This window comes from Ruegeria sp. CDSC052 (assembly GCF_059610685.1).
In genome coordinates this window covers 1-16658 of sequence record NZ_JBXWOB010000003.1, presented here as the reverse complement: position 1 = coordinate 16658, position 16658 = coordinate 1, and the positions used below count along the sequence as shown (strand labels likewise).

Genomic DNA, 16658 nt, shown 5'->3' with positions numbered 1-16658 from the left:
GCACGAAACACTGGTCAGAACTTAACCCACCGCTGCACGAAAACGCCACCCCCGATCAAAGGGGCGGCGCAAGGTTCGTAACGCTATAGGTTGATTACTCGGCAGCCTGTGTGCTTGCGTCAGCATGCTTGTCACGCTGTCCGTCGCGGTAAAGCGCTTTGGTCAGCGAGACCATCATCAGGGCCATCACCATGGTAAATGGCAATGCACCGATGATCATCGCGTTGCGCAACGCATCCATCGGGTTGTTTTCCCCTGCAGCAAGGATCAGCGCGCCGATCACAGCCGTCAGGATCACCCCCCAGATGATGCGGTGCTTGATGCCGGTCTCCTGGCTGCCGCCGGACATGATGGTGTTCATCACCAGAATGCCCGAGTCAGCTGAGGTCACCAGGAAGGTCATGATCAGGATCACGCACATGACGTTCAGCATGGACAGCAGCCCTCCGTCGATCATGTAGGACAGAGTCACGAACAGCTTGTTGGTGTTCGAGGCACCAATGATCGCGCCTTCTGCGGCACCGGCCAGTTCCAGATCAATCGCGGTGCCACCCAGTACTGTCATCCAGGCGAAGCACACCAGTGCCGGTGCGAAGACACAGCCCAGAATGAACTCACGCACGGAGCGACCTTTGGAGATACGCGCCAGGAACAGGCCCACAAACGGCGAGAACGCAATCCACCAGGCCCAGTAGAACGTGGTCCAGCCAGACTGCCAGCCGAATTGACGGCCCTGCTCGCCCGCTGCATAAGCTGCGGCCAAAGTTGCTTCGTCCAACTCCGCAGCTGCGCCTTCCAGACCGCTCTTGAAGCCGTCAAAGCTGCCCCAGGCATTGGTAGCGCCACCCATCAGGGCGTCCGCATGCGCCTGCGCTTCGGCCGGAAGAGCCGCCGCAAAGGCTTCGGTCGACAACGGACCATATGCACCAAAGCTCAGCGAAAGGAAGTGCAGAAGGTAGTCAACCAGGGCCGTACCATATGTGGTCATGGCAAAGACGAAGGACCCGAAGATCACGAACGTGCCCAACAGGATGATCGACAGGACAAGGTTCAGGTTCGAGAGGTATTTAACACCGCGTCCCACACCCGAAACCGCCGAAATAATCGACAGACCCATGATGACGACCAGACCTGCGATCAGACCAACTTTGCTTGGTGTGGGTACTTCACCACCAAAATCCATGATCCATTCCATGCCGGTGATTGCATACAGACCATCGATGAACTGGCTGACACCAAATCCGATCGTAACGGACACACCCAGGATCGTTGCAACAACGCCCAGAACGTCAACGACGTGGCCGAGGAAACCGTTCATCAGACGACCAAAAAGCGGGGTAAGAGCCGCGCGAATGGTCAGAGGCATGTCACGGGTATAGGCGTAGTAGGCCAGCGACAGGCCGGTCACCACGTAAATTGCCCAGGCATGAAAGCCATAATGCAGGAAGGTATACCGATACGCGGATTGAACGGACTCTGGATCATTGCCTGCAACTGCACCGGCGACGACCTCGGGGTTCGATCCCCACAGACCCAACGGTTCAGCGGTGGCAAAAACCATCAGGCCGACACCCAGACCTGCTCCGAACATCATCGAGAACCAGGAGAAGTTCGAAAACTCGGGCTTTTCGCCCGCTGTTCCCATAACCCGTTTTCCGGTCGACGGAAGGACGGCAACAATGACGAGGAAGATGACAAACAGGCCGACAATGACCACGTAGAAGCTGTTGAAGACTTCCAGCAACTTTCCGTTCCAGCTGCCAAGTGTGCTGTTGGCATTGGCCGGAAAGACAAGTGCCCATAGCACAAGGGCAACCATGATGCCCTTGCTGATCAGCGCAATCGGTACGCTGTAATTCTCATAGAAACCGGCATCCGCCGTTTCTATCTCTAGATCCGTAAATGGTTCAGGTAATGACATAAGGTTCCTCCCAGTTGTCACTTTTTCATTATTTTTCCGCACAGGTTAGTTGGCTTTGTACCATGAACCCGACGGGCCTTTGGTTCGAACACACGTGCCGATCTTCTCATGCAGCGTGGCGGTTAGCGCTACGTCTCCGGTAGCGGCACATTCAAGGATTACCGACGGTTCACATCTGGCAGGCGAGCATTGCTCGCCGACTGAAACGACGCGATCAGGTTCAGAAGTGGTCACGTCTGGCTCCAAATTCGGCAATTCCGATTCAGAGCAGAATGCAGCTACAGGGCGATATCAGTCAAACTCAATTAGCTTTAATTAACTTCAGCAAAGATGAAGTCGGTAACTTTCCTTGCCAGAATTCAACAACCGCACGGATCTACTTAGGTGCATGCATAGGGTCGATACTAATGATCTGAACCGCGCCAACAAGTCGTAACCTTTGTATAGCGTTGGGCCTATCCCGCCCTATCCGACGCGAAACCGGTTCAGTCAATTTCGGCCTCGGCCGGGTTGGTAACAGCTACAGTCCCCGTCGCATAGATCTCTATCAGGGCTTCGCCAGCCTGTGATCCATCTAACTCCACCTCAATGATCTCAAGGAATTTTTCGGTCTCAATCGCAGCCACCGCCATTGTCCGCATATAGATTTCCCAAAGATTATACTTGCGTTTGGACGAAAGATTCCCATCATTCGATATTCAGTCTCGTATTGTGAGAATCTCGTTAACATGCACCTAGAACGTCTGATCCAGATACTTGAAATCATCGCAGTCGCCGGACGCCCTGTTTCGGTGGCAGAGGTTCAGCGTGCAACCGATCTGCCCAAGCCCACATGTTACCGGCTCATTCAGTCACTTGTTGAACAAAATCTCCTCGACGAACCCTCTGATGACGGAAAATACATCATTGGCGAGCGGATGATCAGGATTGCCTTGCTTGGAAAGTCCGATGCCGATGTCCGACGCTGTGCAGCCCCCCTCATGCGCCTCGCAGCGACAAATTTTAATGAAACGGTTTTTCTTGCGCGCTTTCGCGACAACAAAGTTGAAATCATCCACGTAGAAACACCCGATGATCCCGCTCGTGCCTTCATTCATCCGGGCTTGGGCGTACGTCCCATGCATGCCTGCTCGTGCTCGAAAGCCATTGCCGCCTTTGCGGAACCGGAATTTCGCGAAAGCATCATGTCAGGGAGCCTGAAGGCGTATACTGAACACACCAAGACGACCGAAGATGAGCTACGCCGCGAATTCGAGATAATTAGCGAACGCGGCTTTGCCGATTGTGATCAGGAAATCGACATCGGAATTGCCAGCGTTGCGGCACCGGTATCGATCGGCAACATCGGAGCTACGTTCAGTATTGGTGCGGTTGGCCCCATTCGCCGGTTCCGCACCGAATACCGCATCGAGATCGGCGAGAAACTGAAAGGCTTGTCCAAGAAGGTCAGTGGCGCAATCCAGCTGTGCAACGTAACGGATACATAAGGAAACGAATAACTAAGGGCCCTTTTGGCCAAAAGGATGACACTGAGAATAGGAAAAATTCAACAAACCGGAGGAAACCAAATGAACCTGAGACCAGATCCAACGTTTCACGCCTCGCCTAAGCTTGCAATGCAGGCACCGGTGGAAAACTACGCCTTCACTGTAATGCTCAGCCCGGACGGATCGCAATCTGATGGCATCGCGGTCATTGACCTCAAACCGGACTCCGACACCTATGGCCAGATCGTACATCAGGTCATTGTTCCCAACAAAGGCGACGAATTTCACCATTTCGGCTGGAACGCCTGTTCGTCATCTCTGTCTCCTCTGACCGGGCACGCCTTTCTGGAACGTCGTTATCTGATCGTACCTGGAATCCGATCCTCACGTATTTACGTCATCGACGTGAAAGACCCGTTGAAGGCCAAGATCCACAAGACGATCGAACCCGAAGAACTATTTGCAAAAACCGGTTATTCGCGCCCGCACACCATCCATTGCGGTCCCGAAGGGATCTATGTTTCCTGCCTTGGAGGTGGCGGCGAAGACGGTACAGACGGACCTCCGGGCATCTTCATCATGGATTGCGAGACGTTCGAAATAATCGGGCAATACGAGATGGATCGCGGCAAGCAGGACAAGCACTATGATTTCTGGTGGAATCTGCCGCAGGACTACATGGTTAGTTCCGAATGGGGTTTGCCGCCGCAGTTTGAAAACGGTGTGGTGCCCGAGGACCTGTTGTCGAACAAGTATGGCCATTCGATCCACTTCTGGGACTTGCGCGCGCGCAAGAATATCCAGACGATGGATTTCGGCGACAATTACCAGATGGCACTGGAAATTCGCCCTGCGCATGACCCGACAAAATCTTATGGTTTCTGTGGTGTCGTAGTGGACACCACCAACCTGCAAGGCGCAATTTTCACATGGTGGCGCGGTGACGACGGCAAATGGCAGTCCAAGAAAACGATCACCATCGACCCGCGCCCCGAAAAGCCCGAGAACCTGCCGCCACTGTTGCAAGGGTTCGAGGCCGTGCCGCCGCTGGTCACCGATATCGACCTGAGCCTAGACGACAAATACCTCTATGTTGCGTGCTGGGGGCTGGGCGAGATGCATCAATACGATGTCAGCGACCCGATGAACCCGAAGCTGACCGGAAAAGTCGAGCTGGGCGGCATCGCCCGCGGCACCAAGCACTCCAACGGCAAGGATTTTGCCTATGGCCCGCAAATGGTAGAAATCAGCCGCGACGGCAAGCGCGTCTACTGGACCAACTCGCTTTATTCCACCTGGGACAACCAATTCTATCCCGACGACGAAGGCGGACAAATGGTGATGGCCGATGTGGGCGAAAACGGGGGGCTGACTCTGAACAATGACTTTTATGTCGACTTCCCCAAAGGTCTGCGCAGCCACCAAATTCGCCTAGAAGGCGGTGACTGTTCGACCGACAGCTTCTGCTATCCGTCCGTCTAAGAAATGGGCGACATAACAACAATGACAGCCCTTTGGTGGGCTGTCATTTTTTCTGGACTCTACCACGGTATCAACCCCGGCATGGGTTGGCCGTTGGCCGTTACGGCGGCGTTGATGGAGCGAAAGCACAGCGCCCTGCCAAAAGCGCTGGCAATGTTGGCCACGGGGCATTTCCTCGCGATGATTGGCATCTTGTTGCCATTCTCACTGATGATGTTCCTTGTTCAGTGGGAAGTTCAAATCCGCGTGGTCGCCGGGCTTTTGGTTATCGCCATGGGCCTCTATCTGCTGATCAACCGAAGACATCCGAGAATTCTGGCGCGCGTGCACCCTGCCCGGTTGGCGCTCTGGTCATTCCTCGCTGCGATGGCGCATGGGGCTGGTTTGATGCTGGTGCCGATTTTTCTGGGCATCTGTGCGATTGGAGCGAACGAAACCGGTCATGCCGCAGCACAAACACTTATGAGCAGCAACGTGACGACTGCGTTTCTTGTTGCAGCGGTACACACGTTGTCGATGACAGTTGCTGGCGGCACCATCGCAGTTGTGATCTACCTTTGGCTGGGGCTCAGGTTCCTCTCAAAGACATGGTTCAATCTTGATGTCGTTTGGGCACTCAGCCTCATCGCCGTCGGAGCATTCGGACTCTATGCAGCACTTTTTGGCCATTGAAATCGGTTACCCGACCAAATGCCACCTGTTCACGAGCTGGCAGAAACCAGCAATCCCGACAGTTAATCTTTCAACGCATCTAGTGGCACCTGAAGCACCGCGTTGCCGGTTTAGTCAGGTGGAATTTCGCCTGCAGGCTCTGCCGCAAACTTTTCAACTTGATTGCCTGGAATAACCCCGACCGGCATGATGCGTGAGTCAATCTGCAAAGCGGACGCTCAACACGCTCTCGTTCAAAGGATGCCATTTTCCAAAGCACATCGTTGTTCACGCAATCTACTTTTACTCACGATACTCAGTGCCTTAACGCGACCTGGAGCAGATATTGGCTGAGCGGTGCGTTGCGGTTGATCATGTGACAATCAGCAGATTGGGTGGTGAAATTCTCGCCCCAGGTCAAGATTGAGACGCATAAACGTAAGCGCCCTGGTGCAGTTTCATGGCGCATGGACGAAACCTATCTCAAAGTGCGCGGCCATTGGATGTATCGGTATCGGGCGGTTGATCGCGACGGCCAAGCAATTCTTCGCGGAGGCATTGGCCAACAAAGGCATTCCGTTGCAGATCGTGGTCGACAAAACCGCCCCTCTCGCTGCAAAATCTGTTTTCATTCCAAGATCAAACATCTTCTTTATACTGGTTACGCAACCAGTCCACAAAGATCTCGACCTCTGGTCGTACAGCTTTTTTGGAAACAGGTTGCATTAGGAAATGTGCATCCGGGTGTGGCAACGGTTTGCCGGCAAATCGAACGCCCGAGGCGAGCCCATTTTCGGTATTAACCAGTCGCGAGAACACTAGGGCATAGCCACCGCCACTCGCGACAAGTTGCAGCGCAGAAATGGTTGTGTCTACCAGGTATTGCGGGGCGTCTTGCGGCTTGGTGCAGTCATATGCGCTCAAGTATCGTTCCCAATGGCCTTCATGGCCTAATATGTGAACAAATGGACCAGACAGCAGATCCTGCACTTGCTTTGAACTGTTCTTCCGGCCTTTAGCGCATATCGGGACGATCGCTTCATCAGAGAGTTTCTCGGAGAGTGCGTCGGTCCAGTTGCCACGACCCAAGCGCAGCTCTACGTCGATCTCTTCTAAATTGGTGGTCTCTGTCCAGATATTTGTCACAAGGCGAAGATTTATCGTCGGGTGGTCTTTCTTGAACGACGGAAGACGGGGCGCAAGCCAAAGTGAAGCGGTCGATATCGGCGCTTTGATCGTAACTGTCTTCGTCGCCATCGACCCGAAAAGGTTTGCCGAGGCCATATCGATATCAGCAAGCGCCTGCCGGACAGTTGAACAATAAGCCTGACCAAGCTCTGTGAGAGACAGGTGTCTTGCGCGCCTCACAAATAACTTGTGCTGCAACTGCTGTTCCAATGATCGGATGTGCAGGCTGACGGCAGCCTGCGTCAGCCCCAATTCGACGCTTGCACTGGTAAAATTCAGATGTCGGGCCGCGGCTTCAAAGCTACGCAGCCAGGTTAGACTTATCTGGTTGGACGGCATTTACCACCAAGAAAAATTCGCGATAGATCGTTTTATCTATCAATTTTCTTCTATCAGCAAGTTCCCAAATTTGGTCTGGTTTTGTTCTTTCGCTCGAACAGGAGATACGGACATGACTGAAAAAAACAGGATGTGTCGCAAACTCTGGTGTCTAGTTGACGAGCATGCATGATCTGAGGTTTTTACTGGTCGAATAATTTTCGAACAGGTTATTTGAGCATGATCTCGTTAAAGGGCTGTCATTTCCCCAAGGATGCAGTTTTGTACGCTGTTTTCTTCTATCTGCGGTACACGGTGTCCTATCGTGACTTGGAAGAGATCATGGCTGAGCGCGGTGTCCGAGTTGACCATGCCACTTTTTATAGGTGGGTGGTGAAATACTCGCCAATCGTCGCAGCTCGTGCGCTGTCAAAGAAGCGTCCAACGCCGAGTTCATGGCGCATGGACGAAACCTATATTCGTGTTCGCGGCAACTGGATGTACCTCTATCGGGCCGTCGACAAAGCTGGGAATACTCTTGATTTCATGTTGTCTGAGCGCAGGAACCGTCCAGCAGCAGCAAGGTTCTTTGCCAAAGCGCTGTCTTCAAATGGAATCCCGAGCAAGATCGTCATCGACAAAAGCGGCGCCAACGCGGCTGGCATTCGAGTGGTGAACAAAATCCTTAATCGGTTTGGCTGCCCAGCCAAAATCCAAACGGTCAGGTCCAAGTATTTGAATAACCTAATCGAACAGGGTCATCGGTTTATCAAGCGTCGTGTACGGCATATGTGTGGGTTCAAATCGTTCAGATCCGCATCAGCTACTTTGGACGGCATCTAGGTCGCCAAAATGATCCGGAAGCGGCAATTCCCCAGCACTACCACGTCGGGCTTTCGGCTGTTTGCCGAGATCGCAGAATAGGTGTGTCCGGTAGTTGACTGCCTATGGTCGTTGCAAAAGTTTGCGACACATCCAGTTCACAATGAGGAACGAACGGCGGCCCTGCGGACATAGCTGCAATTCGCCCTTTCCCAAAATCCTCTTTGTGTCGCAGTCTTGCGCGTGACGTCCGCTTGACGACACGACCCCTATCAAACGATCATCTCAGAACTGTCATGTGGTACTTCAAGGGAGATCTCATGGAAGTATTCGGAAGTGAAGCACAGCGACGCATGTCAACCATGGGCGAGCATCTTATGCAGCTGTTGGGTGATGACCCTCGGTTTTGTAGCCATGGGCGTGGTATACAGATTGCCAACGAGTATAGCGGGGCGTTGGATGATGCCGTCGCAATGGCCCGAATTCTTGGCATCACGGCGATAGAAAGCATACCGCGTGAGGAGGTGGCGACGGCGCGAGAACGAATTGAAAGCGAGGGTTTAAAAACCGACACGATTGCTTGCTATCTTGGCGGTCTGAACTGTGTCGAAGCCGCTCGCCAAGTGGTCGCAACTCATGCTTTGCCCGAGGATTTAACGCTACGAGTGATTGATCGCAGCTCTCCACCAGAATGGCTTGAAGCTTTCGCGGAAGTCGCGTTGAGCCATGGTGTTCTACCGCCAATAGGGCCGGTGATGCGCGGATTGTCTCGTCCCGGGTTTGCTATGGTCGTCGTTGATCGATCAGGTGCTCCAATTGCAACTGCGGGTTCAGTTCTGTGTCATCCCTCCAGCAGTCGGCTGCATAGTCGCGCACAATGGGGGCAACTCTCGACCAAACCTGAACGCATGGGCGAGGGCATTGCAAAAGTCTTGGGGGCGATAGCTCTAATACACTCGCATGAAAAGCTTGGCGCCACAGGGTTCAAGACAGGCATCGCTCCGGGTAACATTCCCTCTGCACGGCTTTGCGAAAGACTTGGCTTGGAGGACAGTGGAAACGACATAGTCGCGATCATTGACCCTCACGTATACTCAGAAGATCGGTTAACCAAGTGACCCATCCGGCTGTCTGTGGTCGCATTGTGTAAGCAATATTACCAAGAGCCTGAGTTGGTCTCTTGAAAAAGCTGTCTGAAGTCAGCGCATATGGGACCAAAAGCCCCAGAAGGTTGGGAGAACAACTGGGCGCAAACCATGCCAGGGCAAAGCTTCAACGTGATGATGCGCCTCAACGGACCGCTCGAGCCTTGGTTCGACAAAACCTGGCGTCCTGGTGATCTGAAATTGGTAGAATAAAGCGACGGCCACGACTATCGGGCGACGCTAATTGTTGGCGTCGCCTGGCATTTTCTTTGGTGTCCGCTTTGGTCTCAAAGCGGAAATCCATTTTCGGGAGCACTGCCATCTTTCTTTAATTCTAGATATATTCCCGAACCAACTGCCTCCACTACTACTACTGCAGTTGCAAAATATCCGGGACGCAGAGTTTTCTTTTGGCAGGCATTTTGTCTGCACCATCTGATCGTTTCAGTCGCTTCGGGCCGTCCTTGACCTTGATTTTCGGCTTAGCTAGCGGGCCTTTTAGAGTCACTGGCCAGGGGCTTTTCGAAAGAGGTTCGCCAATCTTGCGGGGCTGTAGATCTAAATCCAAGACCTTGCCAGCCACATCGACCCCGCCAAAAACGACAACTTGGACATGATCCGTTTCCAAAGTCGTTTGTTTCGTCGAAATACTTCCATTGGAGATACTAATCGGCGCGCGCAAGCACACGATCGGAGCAACCTTTTGTTTTTCTTTGGTAAACACCCAAGGTAGCACACCCAGCCCCGCCAAATCCAAAAGCTGGGTCTCGATCGAGCCATCACGTAATGAAACTGTGGCGTTGCCGTTCATGCTGTTGGCAAAGTGCTTGGGTGAATCGGTTCCTCCTGACACCGAAAAATCTGCATAAATCGTACCGTTTGCACCTTTTTTGAAGTTCAGTCCGTGAAGAATGTCATCCAGCTGCCAGCCGCCTGCCTTGCCGGTCAACGTGAGCAGGTGCGCATCGTTCGATAGATCCATTTGCCCGCTGACGTCGAAATGAGCGCCACCGTATTCAAATTTCAAAGGTCCGGCCTTAAGCTCATTTTTGTTAAGCGTCAGTTCGCTCTGCAAACTGCTAATGCCTTTGGCGCCCTCTATGTGCCGAAGGTCAATGTCGACATCCATATCCATACCGGACAAGAGAACTGAACGTCCAATTGGTTTAAGCGTCACATCTCTCAAAGGGCCAGTGTCATCTGCTTCTTGATTGACATCTTCCTCATCGGGCTCCGTACCGCCTAGCTTCCGCAACTGTGCGGCGGCCTGAACGATGGTTCGGATATGATCTATCTTTATCAGGTCACTCTCTATGGAACCCTTCAGCACAGGATCACTTGTTGCATCATCAAGATCGGCGACAATTTCGAGGACAGATTCAGCAACCTCTACATTGGCACTCGCGTTCCAATCGGTGCCTTCGCTAGCGAGGTCAATCTCAAGGCGAGCCTGTCCGGTTTCCACACGTTCAAGCGATAGTGCCTCCAAAAGGTCCGCTCCTGATGGGACTTCGACATCAATTGCTAAATCCAGGTCCTCGAATTTGAGTACATTCTTCACAGTGCCATGTACTTCGAGGTTCCAGACTTCTGTTTCACTTGTCTTTCCATCTAAATTCGTCAGCGATAGCTGATTGATGTCGCCATTCAAATGAAAGTCGCCGGAAAATCTGCCGAGTTGGTCGTCCGGTCCTAACAGTTCTGGTGAGATCAAACTGCTTGCCGGAATATCCATTAGACCTTCTGCTGATATTCCTTGTAACTGCAGCGCGTCATCGACCGAACCGTCCAAAATGATAAACGGATCAGCCGGGTCCCCAATTCTCAAGTTGATGCTTCCGACCCTTAAGCTGCCTTCTGGTGTTCTGGAAAGTTCGGAGAACTTGATCGGAGGCGGGCCCTCGCCAGACGTGTCCAATGTGAATCCGTTGGTCTTAATGACCATTTGCCGCTGCGGAATCTGCCCGGGGACGCTGTCGATAACCATGTCGACAGCGATAAGTTTAAGATCATACCGCGATGCGGCGGGGGCTGGTTCAGCATCTTCAGGATACAACCGAATGCGGGTTGTCAACGATACGTCTTCCGGATTTCCCAATTCTCCGATTTGTCCTGTCAGCGTCAGGCTTTGCCCGCCATCCAACTCCGTCAAAACACTTAGATCATCAATCCGAGCAACGCCGTCGACCGATTTGAATGTTGCACCAATACTTCCTGAACCTTCCAGGACACGGTCAAGCTTCAGGATATCGAGAAGCTGGCCAAGTTCTACAACCTCTAGGGTCGTCTTCACTTGCAGCCCGTCTTCTATGGGGGATTCCTCTGCGGTAATCGAAATCTGTTCGAAGCTCACCGCTACCTGAAACGGGTCTTCCGCAGGGAATGTCGCGTACAGATCAAACCTCTCTCCGTTTAGCGAACCGGCCCCAACTGCGGTCGCAACGTCGGTTTCCGTATCGCGTTCTAGAAGCAGCTCAGAAAGCTGCAGATCCAGCTCAAGCCCGTTTAGATCGTTTTGGTAAAAAACGGTGATATCGGTCAGGTCAATTTTATGGTCCGTTAGAACTCCAGCCAACGGCATTTTCGGAGACTTAGCAGCTTGCCCGGCTTCTACATCTGATTGGGAAAGGGACTGCCAGTTTCCGACGCCGTCTTTGCCTGTGATCAGGTTCAGGTGAACGCCCGAGAGAAAAAGGTTGCTCAGCGATAGATTACTGTTCCAGAGGTCGCGCGTGGAAATTTCGAACTCAAGTTCGTCGATAGCTGCCAGATTCTCGTTCGCTCTCCGCGAACCGGGTAGTACCAGCCCCGCCGCTGACACCTGCAAGTGCCGGCCAAGGCCCAGACGCACTTCATCCTCTATGATGACGTCCTGACCAAGTTTCTTGGAGATCAGGTTTTCGACGAAGGTGGTCCTTACAGAAGAAAACAACGTAGAAGACAGGAAAAGCCAAGCTGCTAACACAGCCATAAACGCGACAGCGCAACAAACCAATACACCTTTTGCAACGTATCGCACGCTTTTCTCCTAATGTTCCGATTCATACCTTGGGCAACCTAAACCATTTATTTGTTAGGTTAATGGATTATATGGTCGAAAGATTTCCCGACCTCTGAATGATCTTGACCGTACAGCTGATAACTCTCGCTGATTTGGTCGGACAGCTAAATCACGGGTAGATGACAAAATAACTTTTGTACCGCTGACCCAGCTTCCAATCAGCTGGCTTGAAGCGAGTTTGACCGACCAGAACTGGACACGTTGCAGGGGTTGCGATTTCAGCGGCTCGACGCATCCCCAAGCTATTGGCAGCCAGATTTCCTCGATTTCCCACATTTATCTAATTACTGTTATATGTGAATTCTTCAAACGACGAGGACAGGATGAACTCACTAACTAGAATAACACGTGGGATAGGCGTCGCTTTCAAAGACGGTAGAGTGAAAGGCATTCTTGCCTTCACGGTTGGAATGATTTTATGGGCCTCGGTCTTTTACCACTTTGTCGAGGGTTGGAGTTGGCTCGACTCAATCTACTTTTCTGTCGTGACGATTTCGACTGTGGGGTTTGGTGACTTCTCACCTGAAACCGCGGCAGGGAAGATCTTCACAATGATTTACATCATAGTGGGCCTCGGTGTCTTCGTGACCGCGGCGACCACAGTGGCGGATACAATCTTGTCCCAGGACGACAAAAAAGCGGACTAATAGACTGCACTCAAATGAGCCAAACCGAGTTCCTGCACAGGCATTGGCCCGTTTGTGCATCTCAAGCTGCGGCCTGGATTCATTTGCGTCTTCAAGCTGATAGATGATCACTAAAACTAAAAAAATATACATATTATGTTTTTTGAGTATAACATTCAAGAAACATATGGAGGGATGGAATGGAAAAGACACAGGACGCAAAGATTGTCGATCTGGCAATACGATTGCTCTTTCTCGGACTATTTCTCTACAGCGCTTTGGTCATGGTGGCCCCGCTTGCAAGCGTGGTTATCTGGGCAACTATCCTCTGTGTGGCGCTTTACCCGGCATTTGATTGGCTGCAGTCCAAGCTGGGAGGTCGGAAAAAGCTTGCCACAACGATCTTGGTTTTGCTCGGCCTTGTTTTGACCCTGGGGCCAGTCGCAACTGCGGTGTCTGGTGCTGCAGAACTAGGGGCTGAATTCGCGGAACAAGCAGACAAGGGTGAGCTGAAAGTCCCTCCTGCGCCCGAGGGCCTCAAGGAATTACCATTGGTTGGAGACAAAATTTCCGATGTCTGGGGGATGTTTGAGCGCAATCTTGACGGCGCGCTTACGAAATATGGCGCGCAAATCCTTGAGATCACCAAGTCGCTGTTTGGAAAGGTGTTGGGCATCGGCATCGGGCTTCTTGGCTTAGCTCTGTCCGTATTGATAATGGGGGCGTTGTTCAGCCCCGGGCCAAATATGGTCCAAGGTCTTCAGCGCTTTGCCAACCGTGTTTTCGCTCCGCGCGGTGGAGAATTCGTAACACTGGCAGGCGCAACAATTCGGAACGTTACAAAAGGCGTGATTGGCGTAGCTGCCATTCAAGCGGTCTGCGTTTGGATACTGTTGGCTTTGTTTGGGATTTCTTCGGCCGCCACGTTGGCATTCATCTGCCTGATACTCTCGATTATCCAAATCGGGCCCGGATTGGTTCTAATACCGGTAATTATCTACGCTTGGAGTTCCATGTCCGGCGGGACTGCTTTGATCTTCACCATATTGGCCGTTCCCGTCATGATAATGGACAGTTTTCTAAGACCCGTGTTCATTTCAAAAGGCCTTGAGACTCCCATGTTGGTCATCCTCATCGGTGTTCTCGGAGGTATGATGGCGTACGGTTTGATCGGCGTCTTTATGGGGCCGGTTCTCTTCGCTGTTTTCTATGAGCTATTCAAAGTTTGGATTGATACCTCGCCCGAAGCCGAGGGCACTGCTGAAGGCGCGGCGAAATGAGGAAGACAATTTGGACAACCCTGGCGGTCATTCTGATTTTTCTTGTCTGGTACCTGGTCGCTGATCGGAAAACGCCATTCACCGGGAACGCCAGAGTAAAAGCCGTGGCGACCCAGATCGTCCCGCAGGTGACTGGAACTGTGACTGAAGTCTTGGTCGAAAATGGTCAAATCGTCTCGGCCGGAGATGTCCTCGTCCGGATCGACGCGCGACCCTACGAAATTCAGCGCGACAAGGCGGAAGCTGATCTCGAAGCAGCCACTCAAGAAGTCGGTGCATCTTCGGCAGAAGTAAGAGCGGCACAGGCCAAACTAGCAAGGGCGCAGAGCGATCTGGATACGATGCGCATTCAAACAGAACGCGTATTTGCGCTCGAAAAGAAAGGGTTGATTGCCGTCTCAAAGGCCGATGATGCGCGAGGGCAACTGGCAGAGTCCGAGGCAAACTATGAGAACGCAAAAGCAGATCTGGAAAAAGCAAAACAGAGACTTGGTGACGACGGGATTGAAAACCCGAAAATCCAGCGCGCGTTGGCCGCCTTGGCGGATGCAGAGCTTAACCTTGAGTGGACTGAGTTGCGCGCTCCGGCGACAGGTGTCATCTCTAATTTGCTGATAGCCCCCGGAACATATGCGCGATCCGGTCAGGATCTGTTGACGTTTCTGGACGCAACTGACGTCTGGATTGAGGCGTATTTTTCCGAGAACAACCTAGGAAGAGCCTCGATAGGGTCTCCGGTTGATGTAGTGTTGGACATGCATCCAGGTCAGGTTATTCCGGGCGTCATTGAGAGCTTTAGTGCAGCTGTTTCCCTAAGTGGCGGTGATGTGCCCGGGCAATTAGCGAGCCCGCCAAGCACAAAAGGTTTTTTGCGGGAGCCTGAGAGGTTCCCAGTCAGGATCGTTTTACCTGGCTATGAAGCCGGAAGCACCGAAGATGACCTTCGCTTTCAACTGAATGGGCAAGCCGATGTGATCATGTACCTAAGCGACAACTCGTTGCTGAACCTCGTAGGTCGCACCTATATCCACGTGGTTTCAATTCTGTCCTATGCGTACTGAGGACCAACGCTCTGTCACCCGGCTTGCGCTGGGTGTTACCGGCGTCTTTTCATTGGGCCTATTTCTTGGGTGGCCGCTTGCCGTCGTTGGGGCGGTGTTCGCCGCCCTTTTTCTGCAAGCACCTGCCGCATTGCCTTTGACAGCATTTGCGAAGCTCTTTGTCTTCTCTATTGGGTTGATGTTCATTTCGTTCCTGTTGTCGTCAATCTTCTCACCATATCCGCTTGTATTTCTGATGCTGGTGGCGATTGGAATAATCCTGTCTTTCATGTGGTCAGTTTCCGGCGCCGGAGTATTACCCGGTGTCATAGCTCTCATGGGCGCATTGATGATTCCGAACCTGGTTCTGCAATCACAGGACCTGGCTTTGGTGCTCGTGTATTGGATACCGTTGAACCTGCTGTTCGCAGGCTTCGTATCGACACTGATGTTCGTATTGATACCCGCTGAACCTCAAACGGCGGCTCAAAAAAAAGCTGCAGCGCCGCCAAGCTTCGACCCATATCGTCGCATAGTCAGGATGTCGCTTGTCACAGTCCCGTTTGCTATGGCATTTTTTGTTTCCGGCGCGTCTGCATTGCTGGTTCTGTTCTTTGTCGCGCTGCTGAGCCAACAACTTGCAGCGATGCCTGCCGCGGGTAAATCGGTTGCAAAAGCTATGCTGACGGCAAACCTGCTTGGGGCGGCAGTATCCATCATTTGCTATGAGATAAACGTAATAGCGCCGGTTATTCTAACGCCCATTCTGCTGTGTTTTTTCTTTTGCCTGACACTCGGAGCACTCGGTAAATCTCAAGCCCCGCTCGCCACCGCTGCCGGCTCTGCTATTACAACGGCTCTCATAGTATATGGCGGGTCGGTTGCGCCGTTTTCAGACGAGGCTGACGTCAAGAGCATCATTCGAGTTTTGCAAGTTGCCAGCGCCGCCTTCTTTGTAATCATCGCATATGTCGTGGTAGATGAATTCTGGCCGGAAAAAGAGCGCCAGGCGGCTCAATGACGTTTGTTGCAACAAGGCTTGGCGCTGAAACCGACAGAGTTCTCAACTTGACCAATTCTACTTAGGGTCAGGATTCATAACCAGTACATAACGGTTGCCTCGAGTGCGAAGGCTGAGAGGAAGACCTTGGGACTACCGTCATAACGTGTCGCCACGCGCCTCCAATCCTTGAGCCTGCCGAACATGATCTCGATCCGGTTGCGGCGTTTGTATTTGCGCTTATCGTATTTGACCGGTGTCTTGCGTTGCTTACGGCCTGGGATGCAGGCGCGTATCCTTTTGTCTTTTAACGCTTCACGGAACCAGTCGGCGTCATAGCCGCGATCCCCGAGCAGCCAATACACGTTCAGTATGCTGCTGAGCAGAGCCCGAGCATCGATGTAATCGCTGACCTGCCCGGCGGTAACGAACAGGTTGAGCGGGCGACCTTGGCTATCACAGATAGCTTGCAGCTTGGTATTCATGCCGCCTTTGGTTCTGCCAATCAGGCGGCCACGCCCCCCTTTTTGACGCCCAAGCTGGACGCCGTGCGATGGGCTTAGGTTCTGGACCTATTAATTTGGTTGCCGTCATCCCGCCTGCGTGATTCATACCCGTGAGTTTCAGGGGTATAACA

General features: G+C 52.5%; 13 protein-coding genes and 3 pseudogenes. 11 read left to right on the top strand and 5 right to left on the bottom strand.

What is annotated here, in order from left to right; genetic code table 11:
• Window positions 1-94: 94 nt before the first annotated feature.
• Window positions 95-1921, bottom strand: a complete 1827-nt coding sequence (locus AC2FIM_RS07440; RefSeq protein WP_496677268.1) for a BCCT family transporter — start codon at window positions 1919-1921, stop codon at window positions 95-97.
• Between the two features lie 485 nt (window positions 1922-2406).
• Window positions 2407-2562 carry a hypothetical protein gene (locus AC2FIM_RS07435; RefSeq protein WP_271948696.1) on the bottom strand — a complete coding sequence of 52 codons (156 nt, stop codon included), beginning with the start codon at window positions 2560-2562 and terminating at the stop codon, window positions 2407-2409.
• Window positions 2563-2649: 87 nt separating this feature from the next.
• On the opposite strand from AC2FIM_RS07435, the gene AC2FIM_RS07430 reads away from it, so the two are divergent.
• The 4 genes and pseudogenes from AC2FIM_RS07430 to AC2FIM_RS07415 form a co-directional block, all read left to right on the top strand.
• Window positions 2650-3408 carry an IclR family transcriptional regulator gene (locus AC2FIM_RS07430; protein WP_496677271.1) on the top strand — a complete coding sequence of 253 codons (759 nt, stop codon included), beginning with the start codon at window positions 2650-2652 and terminating at the stop codon, window positions 3406-3408.
• Window positions 3409-3489: 81 nt separating this feature from the next.
• The gene (locus AC2FIM_RS07425; protein ID WP_142636082.1) at window positions 3490-4890 is read left to right on the top strand and encodes a selenium-binding protein SBP56-related protein; all 1401 of its coding nucleotides are present in this window, start codon (window positions 3490-3492) and stop codon (window positions 4888-4890) included.
• 21 nt (window positions 4891-4911) lie between these two features.
• Window positions 4912-5562 carry a hypothetical protein gene (locus AC2FIM_RS07420; protein ID WP_496677275.1) on the top strand — a complete coding sequence of 217 codons (651 nt, stop codon included), beginning with the start codon at window positions 4912-4914 and terminating at the stop codon, window positions 5560-5562.
• Between the two features lie 446 nt (window positions 5563-6008).
• A pseudogene (locus tag AC2FIM_RS07415) lies at window positions 6009-6101 on the top strand (DDE-type integrase/transposase/recombinase); the annotation flags it as partial.
• Window positions 6102-6180: 79 nt separating this feature from the next.
• Here AC2FIM_RS07415 and AC2FIM_RS07410 read toward each other — a convergent pair.
• On the bottom strand, window positions 6181-7068 hold the full coding sequence (locus AC2FIM_RS07410; RefSeq protein WP_496677278.1) for a LysR family transcriptional regulator: 888 nt from the start codon (window positions 7066-7068) through the stop codon (window positions 6181-6183).
• Window positions 7069-7287: 219 nt separating this feature from the next.
• On the opposite strand from AC2FIM_RS07410, the pseudogene AC2FIM_RS07405 reads away from it, so the two are divergent.
• From AC2FIM_RS07405 to AC2FIM_RS07395, 3 genes and pseudogenes are all read left to right on the top strand, one after another.
• Window positions 7288-7971, top strand: a pseudogene (locus tag AC2FIM_RS07405) (IS6 family transposase).
• Window positions 7972-8189: 218 nt separating this feature from the next.
• Window positions 8190-8987, top strand: coding sequence for a GNAT family N-acetyltransferase (locus AC2FIM_RS07400; RefSeq protein WP_271948686.1), 798 nt, complete (start codon window positions 8190-8192; stop codon window positions 8985-8987).
• Window positions 8988-9077: 90 nt separating this feature from the next.
• Window positions 9078-9227: a hypothetical protein gene (locus AC2FIM_RS07395; protein ID WP_271948684.1), complete on the top strand. Its 150-nt coding sequence runs from the start codon at window positions 9078-9080 to the stop codon at window positions 9225-9227.
• A gap of 157 nt (window positions 9228-9384) precedes the next feature.
• On the opposite strand, the gene AC2FIM_RS07390 is transcribed toward AC2FIM_RS07395, so the two are convergent.
• A complete protein-coding gene (locus AC2FIM_RS07390; protein WP_496677282.1) occupies window positions 9385-12033 on the bottom strand; it encodes an AsmA family protein in 2649 nt (882 codons plus the stop codon).
• 422 nt (window positions 12034-12455) lie between these two features.
• Here AC2FIM_RS07390 and AC2FIM_RS07385 point away from each other — a divergent pair, with 422 nt between their 5' ends.
• The 4 genes from AC2FIM_RS07385 (at window position 12456) to AC2FIM_RS07370 (ending at window position 16042) form a co-directional block, all read left to right on the top strand.
• Window positions 12456-12722, top strand: coding sequence for a potassium channel family protein (locus AC2FIM_RS07385; protein ID WP_246097203.1), 267 nt, complete (start codon window positions 12456-12458; stop codon window positions 12720-12722).
• 179 nt (window positions 12723-12901) lie between these two features.
• Entirely contained in the window at window positions 12902-13981 is a 1080-nt protein-coding gene (locus AC2FIM_RS07380) for an AI-2E family transporter (protein WP_142636066.1), read from the top strand.
• The gene (locus AC2FIM_RS07375) at window positions 13978-15042 is read left to right on the top strand and encodes an HlyD family secretion protein (RefSeq protein ID WP_496705702.1); all 1065 of its coding nucleotides are present in this window, start codon (window positions 13978-13980) and stop codon (window positions 15040-15042) included. The genes AC2FIM_RS07380 and AC2FIM_RS07375 overlap by 4 nt, the downstream gene beginning before the upstream one ends.
• Window positions 15032-16042, top strand: coding sequence for a DUF2955 domain-containing protein (locus AC2FIM_RS07370; protein ID WP_142636062.1), 1011 nt, complete (start codon window positions 15032-15034; stop codon window positions 16040-16042). Before AC2FIM_RS07375 ends, AC2FIM_RS07370 begins: the two co-directional genes overlap by 11 nt.
• A gap of 74 nt (window positions 16043-16116) precedes the next feature.
• On the opposite strand, the pseudogene AC2FIM_RS07365 reads toward AC2FIM_RS07370, so the two are convergent.
• A pseudogene (locus AC2FIM_RS07365) lies at window positions 16117-16580 on the bottom strand (IS5 family transposase); the annotation flags it as partial.
• Window positions 16581-16658: the final 78 nt, after the last annotated feature.

Bases quoted from the DNA above. Each gene is read 5' to 3' on its own strand.
- AC2FIM_RS07410 (WP_496677278.1), bottom strand. From the start codon at position 7,068: ATGCCGTCCAACCAGATAAGTCTAACCTGGCTGCGTAGCTTTGAAGCC.
- AC2FIM_RS07380 (WP_142636066.1), top strand. From the start codon at position 12,902: ATGGAAAAGACACAGGACGCAAAGATTGTCGATCTGGCAATACGATTG.
- AC2FIM_RS07395 (WP_271948684.1), top strand. From the start codon at position 9,078: ATGGGACCAAAAGCCCCAGAAGGTTGGGAGAACAACTGGGCGCAAACC.
- AC2FIM_RS07430 (WP_496677271.1), top strand. From the start codon at position 2,650: ATGCACCTAGAACGTCTGATCCAGATACTTGAAATCATCGCAGTCGCC.
- AC2FIM_RS07375 (WP_496705702.1), top strand. From the start codon at position 13,978: ATGAGGAAGACAATTTGGACAACCCTGGCGGTCATTCTGATTTTTCTT.
- AC2FIM_RS07420 (WP_496677275.1), top strand. From the start codon at position 4,912: ATGACAGCCCTTTGGTGGGCTGTCATTTTTTCTGGACTCTACCACGGT.
- AC2FIM_RS07370 (WP_142636062.1), top strand. From the start codon at position 15,032: ATGCGTACTGAGGACCAACGCTCTGTCACCCGGCTTGCGCTGGGTGTT.
- AC2FIM_RS07400 (WP_271948686.1), top strand. From the start codon at position 8,190: ATGGAAGTATTCGGAAGTGAAGCACAGCGACGCATGTCAACCATGGGC.
- AC2FIM_RS07425 (WP_142636082.1), top strand. From the start codon at position 3,490: ATGAACCTGAGACCAGATCCAACGTTTCACGCCTCGCCTAAGCTTGCA.
- AC2FIM_RS07435 (WP_271948696.1), bottom strand. From the start codon at position 2,562: ATGCGGACAATGGCGGTGGCTGCGATTGAGACCGAAAAATTCCTTGAG.
- AC2FIM_RS07440 (WP_496677268.1), bottom strand. From the start codon at position 1,921: ATGTCATTACCTGAACCATTTACGGATCTAGAGATAGAAACGGCGGAT.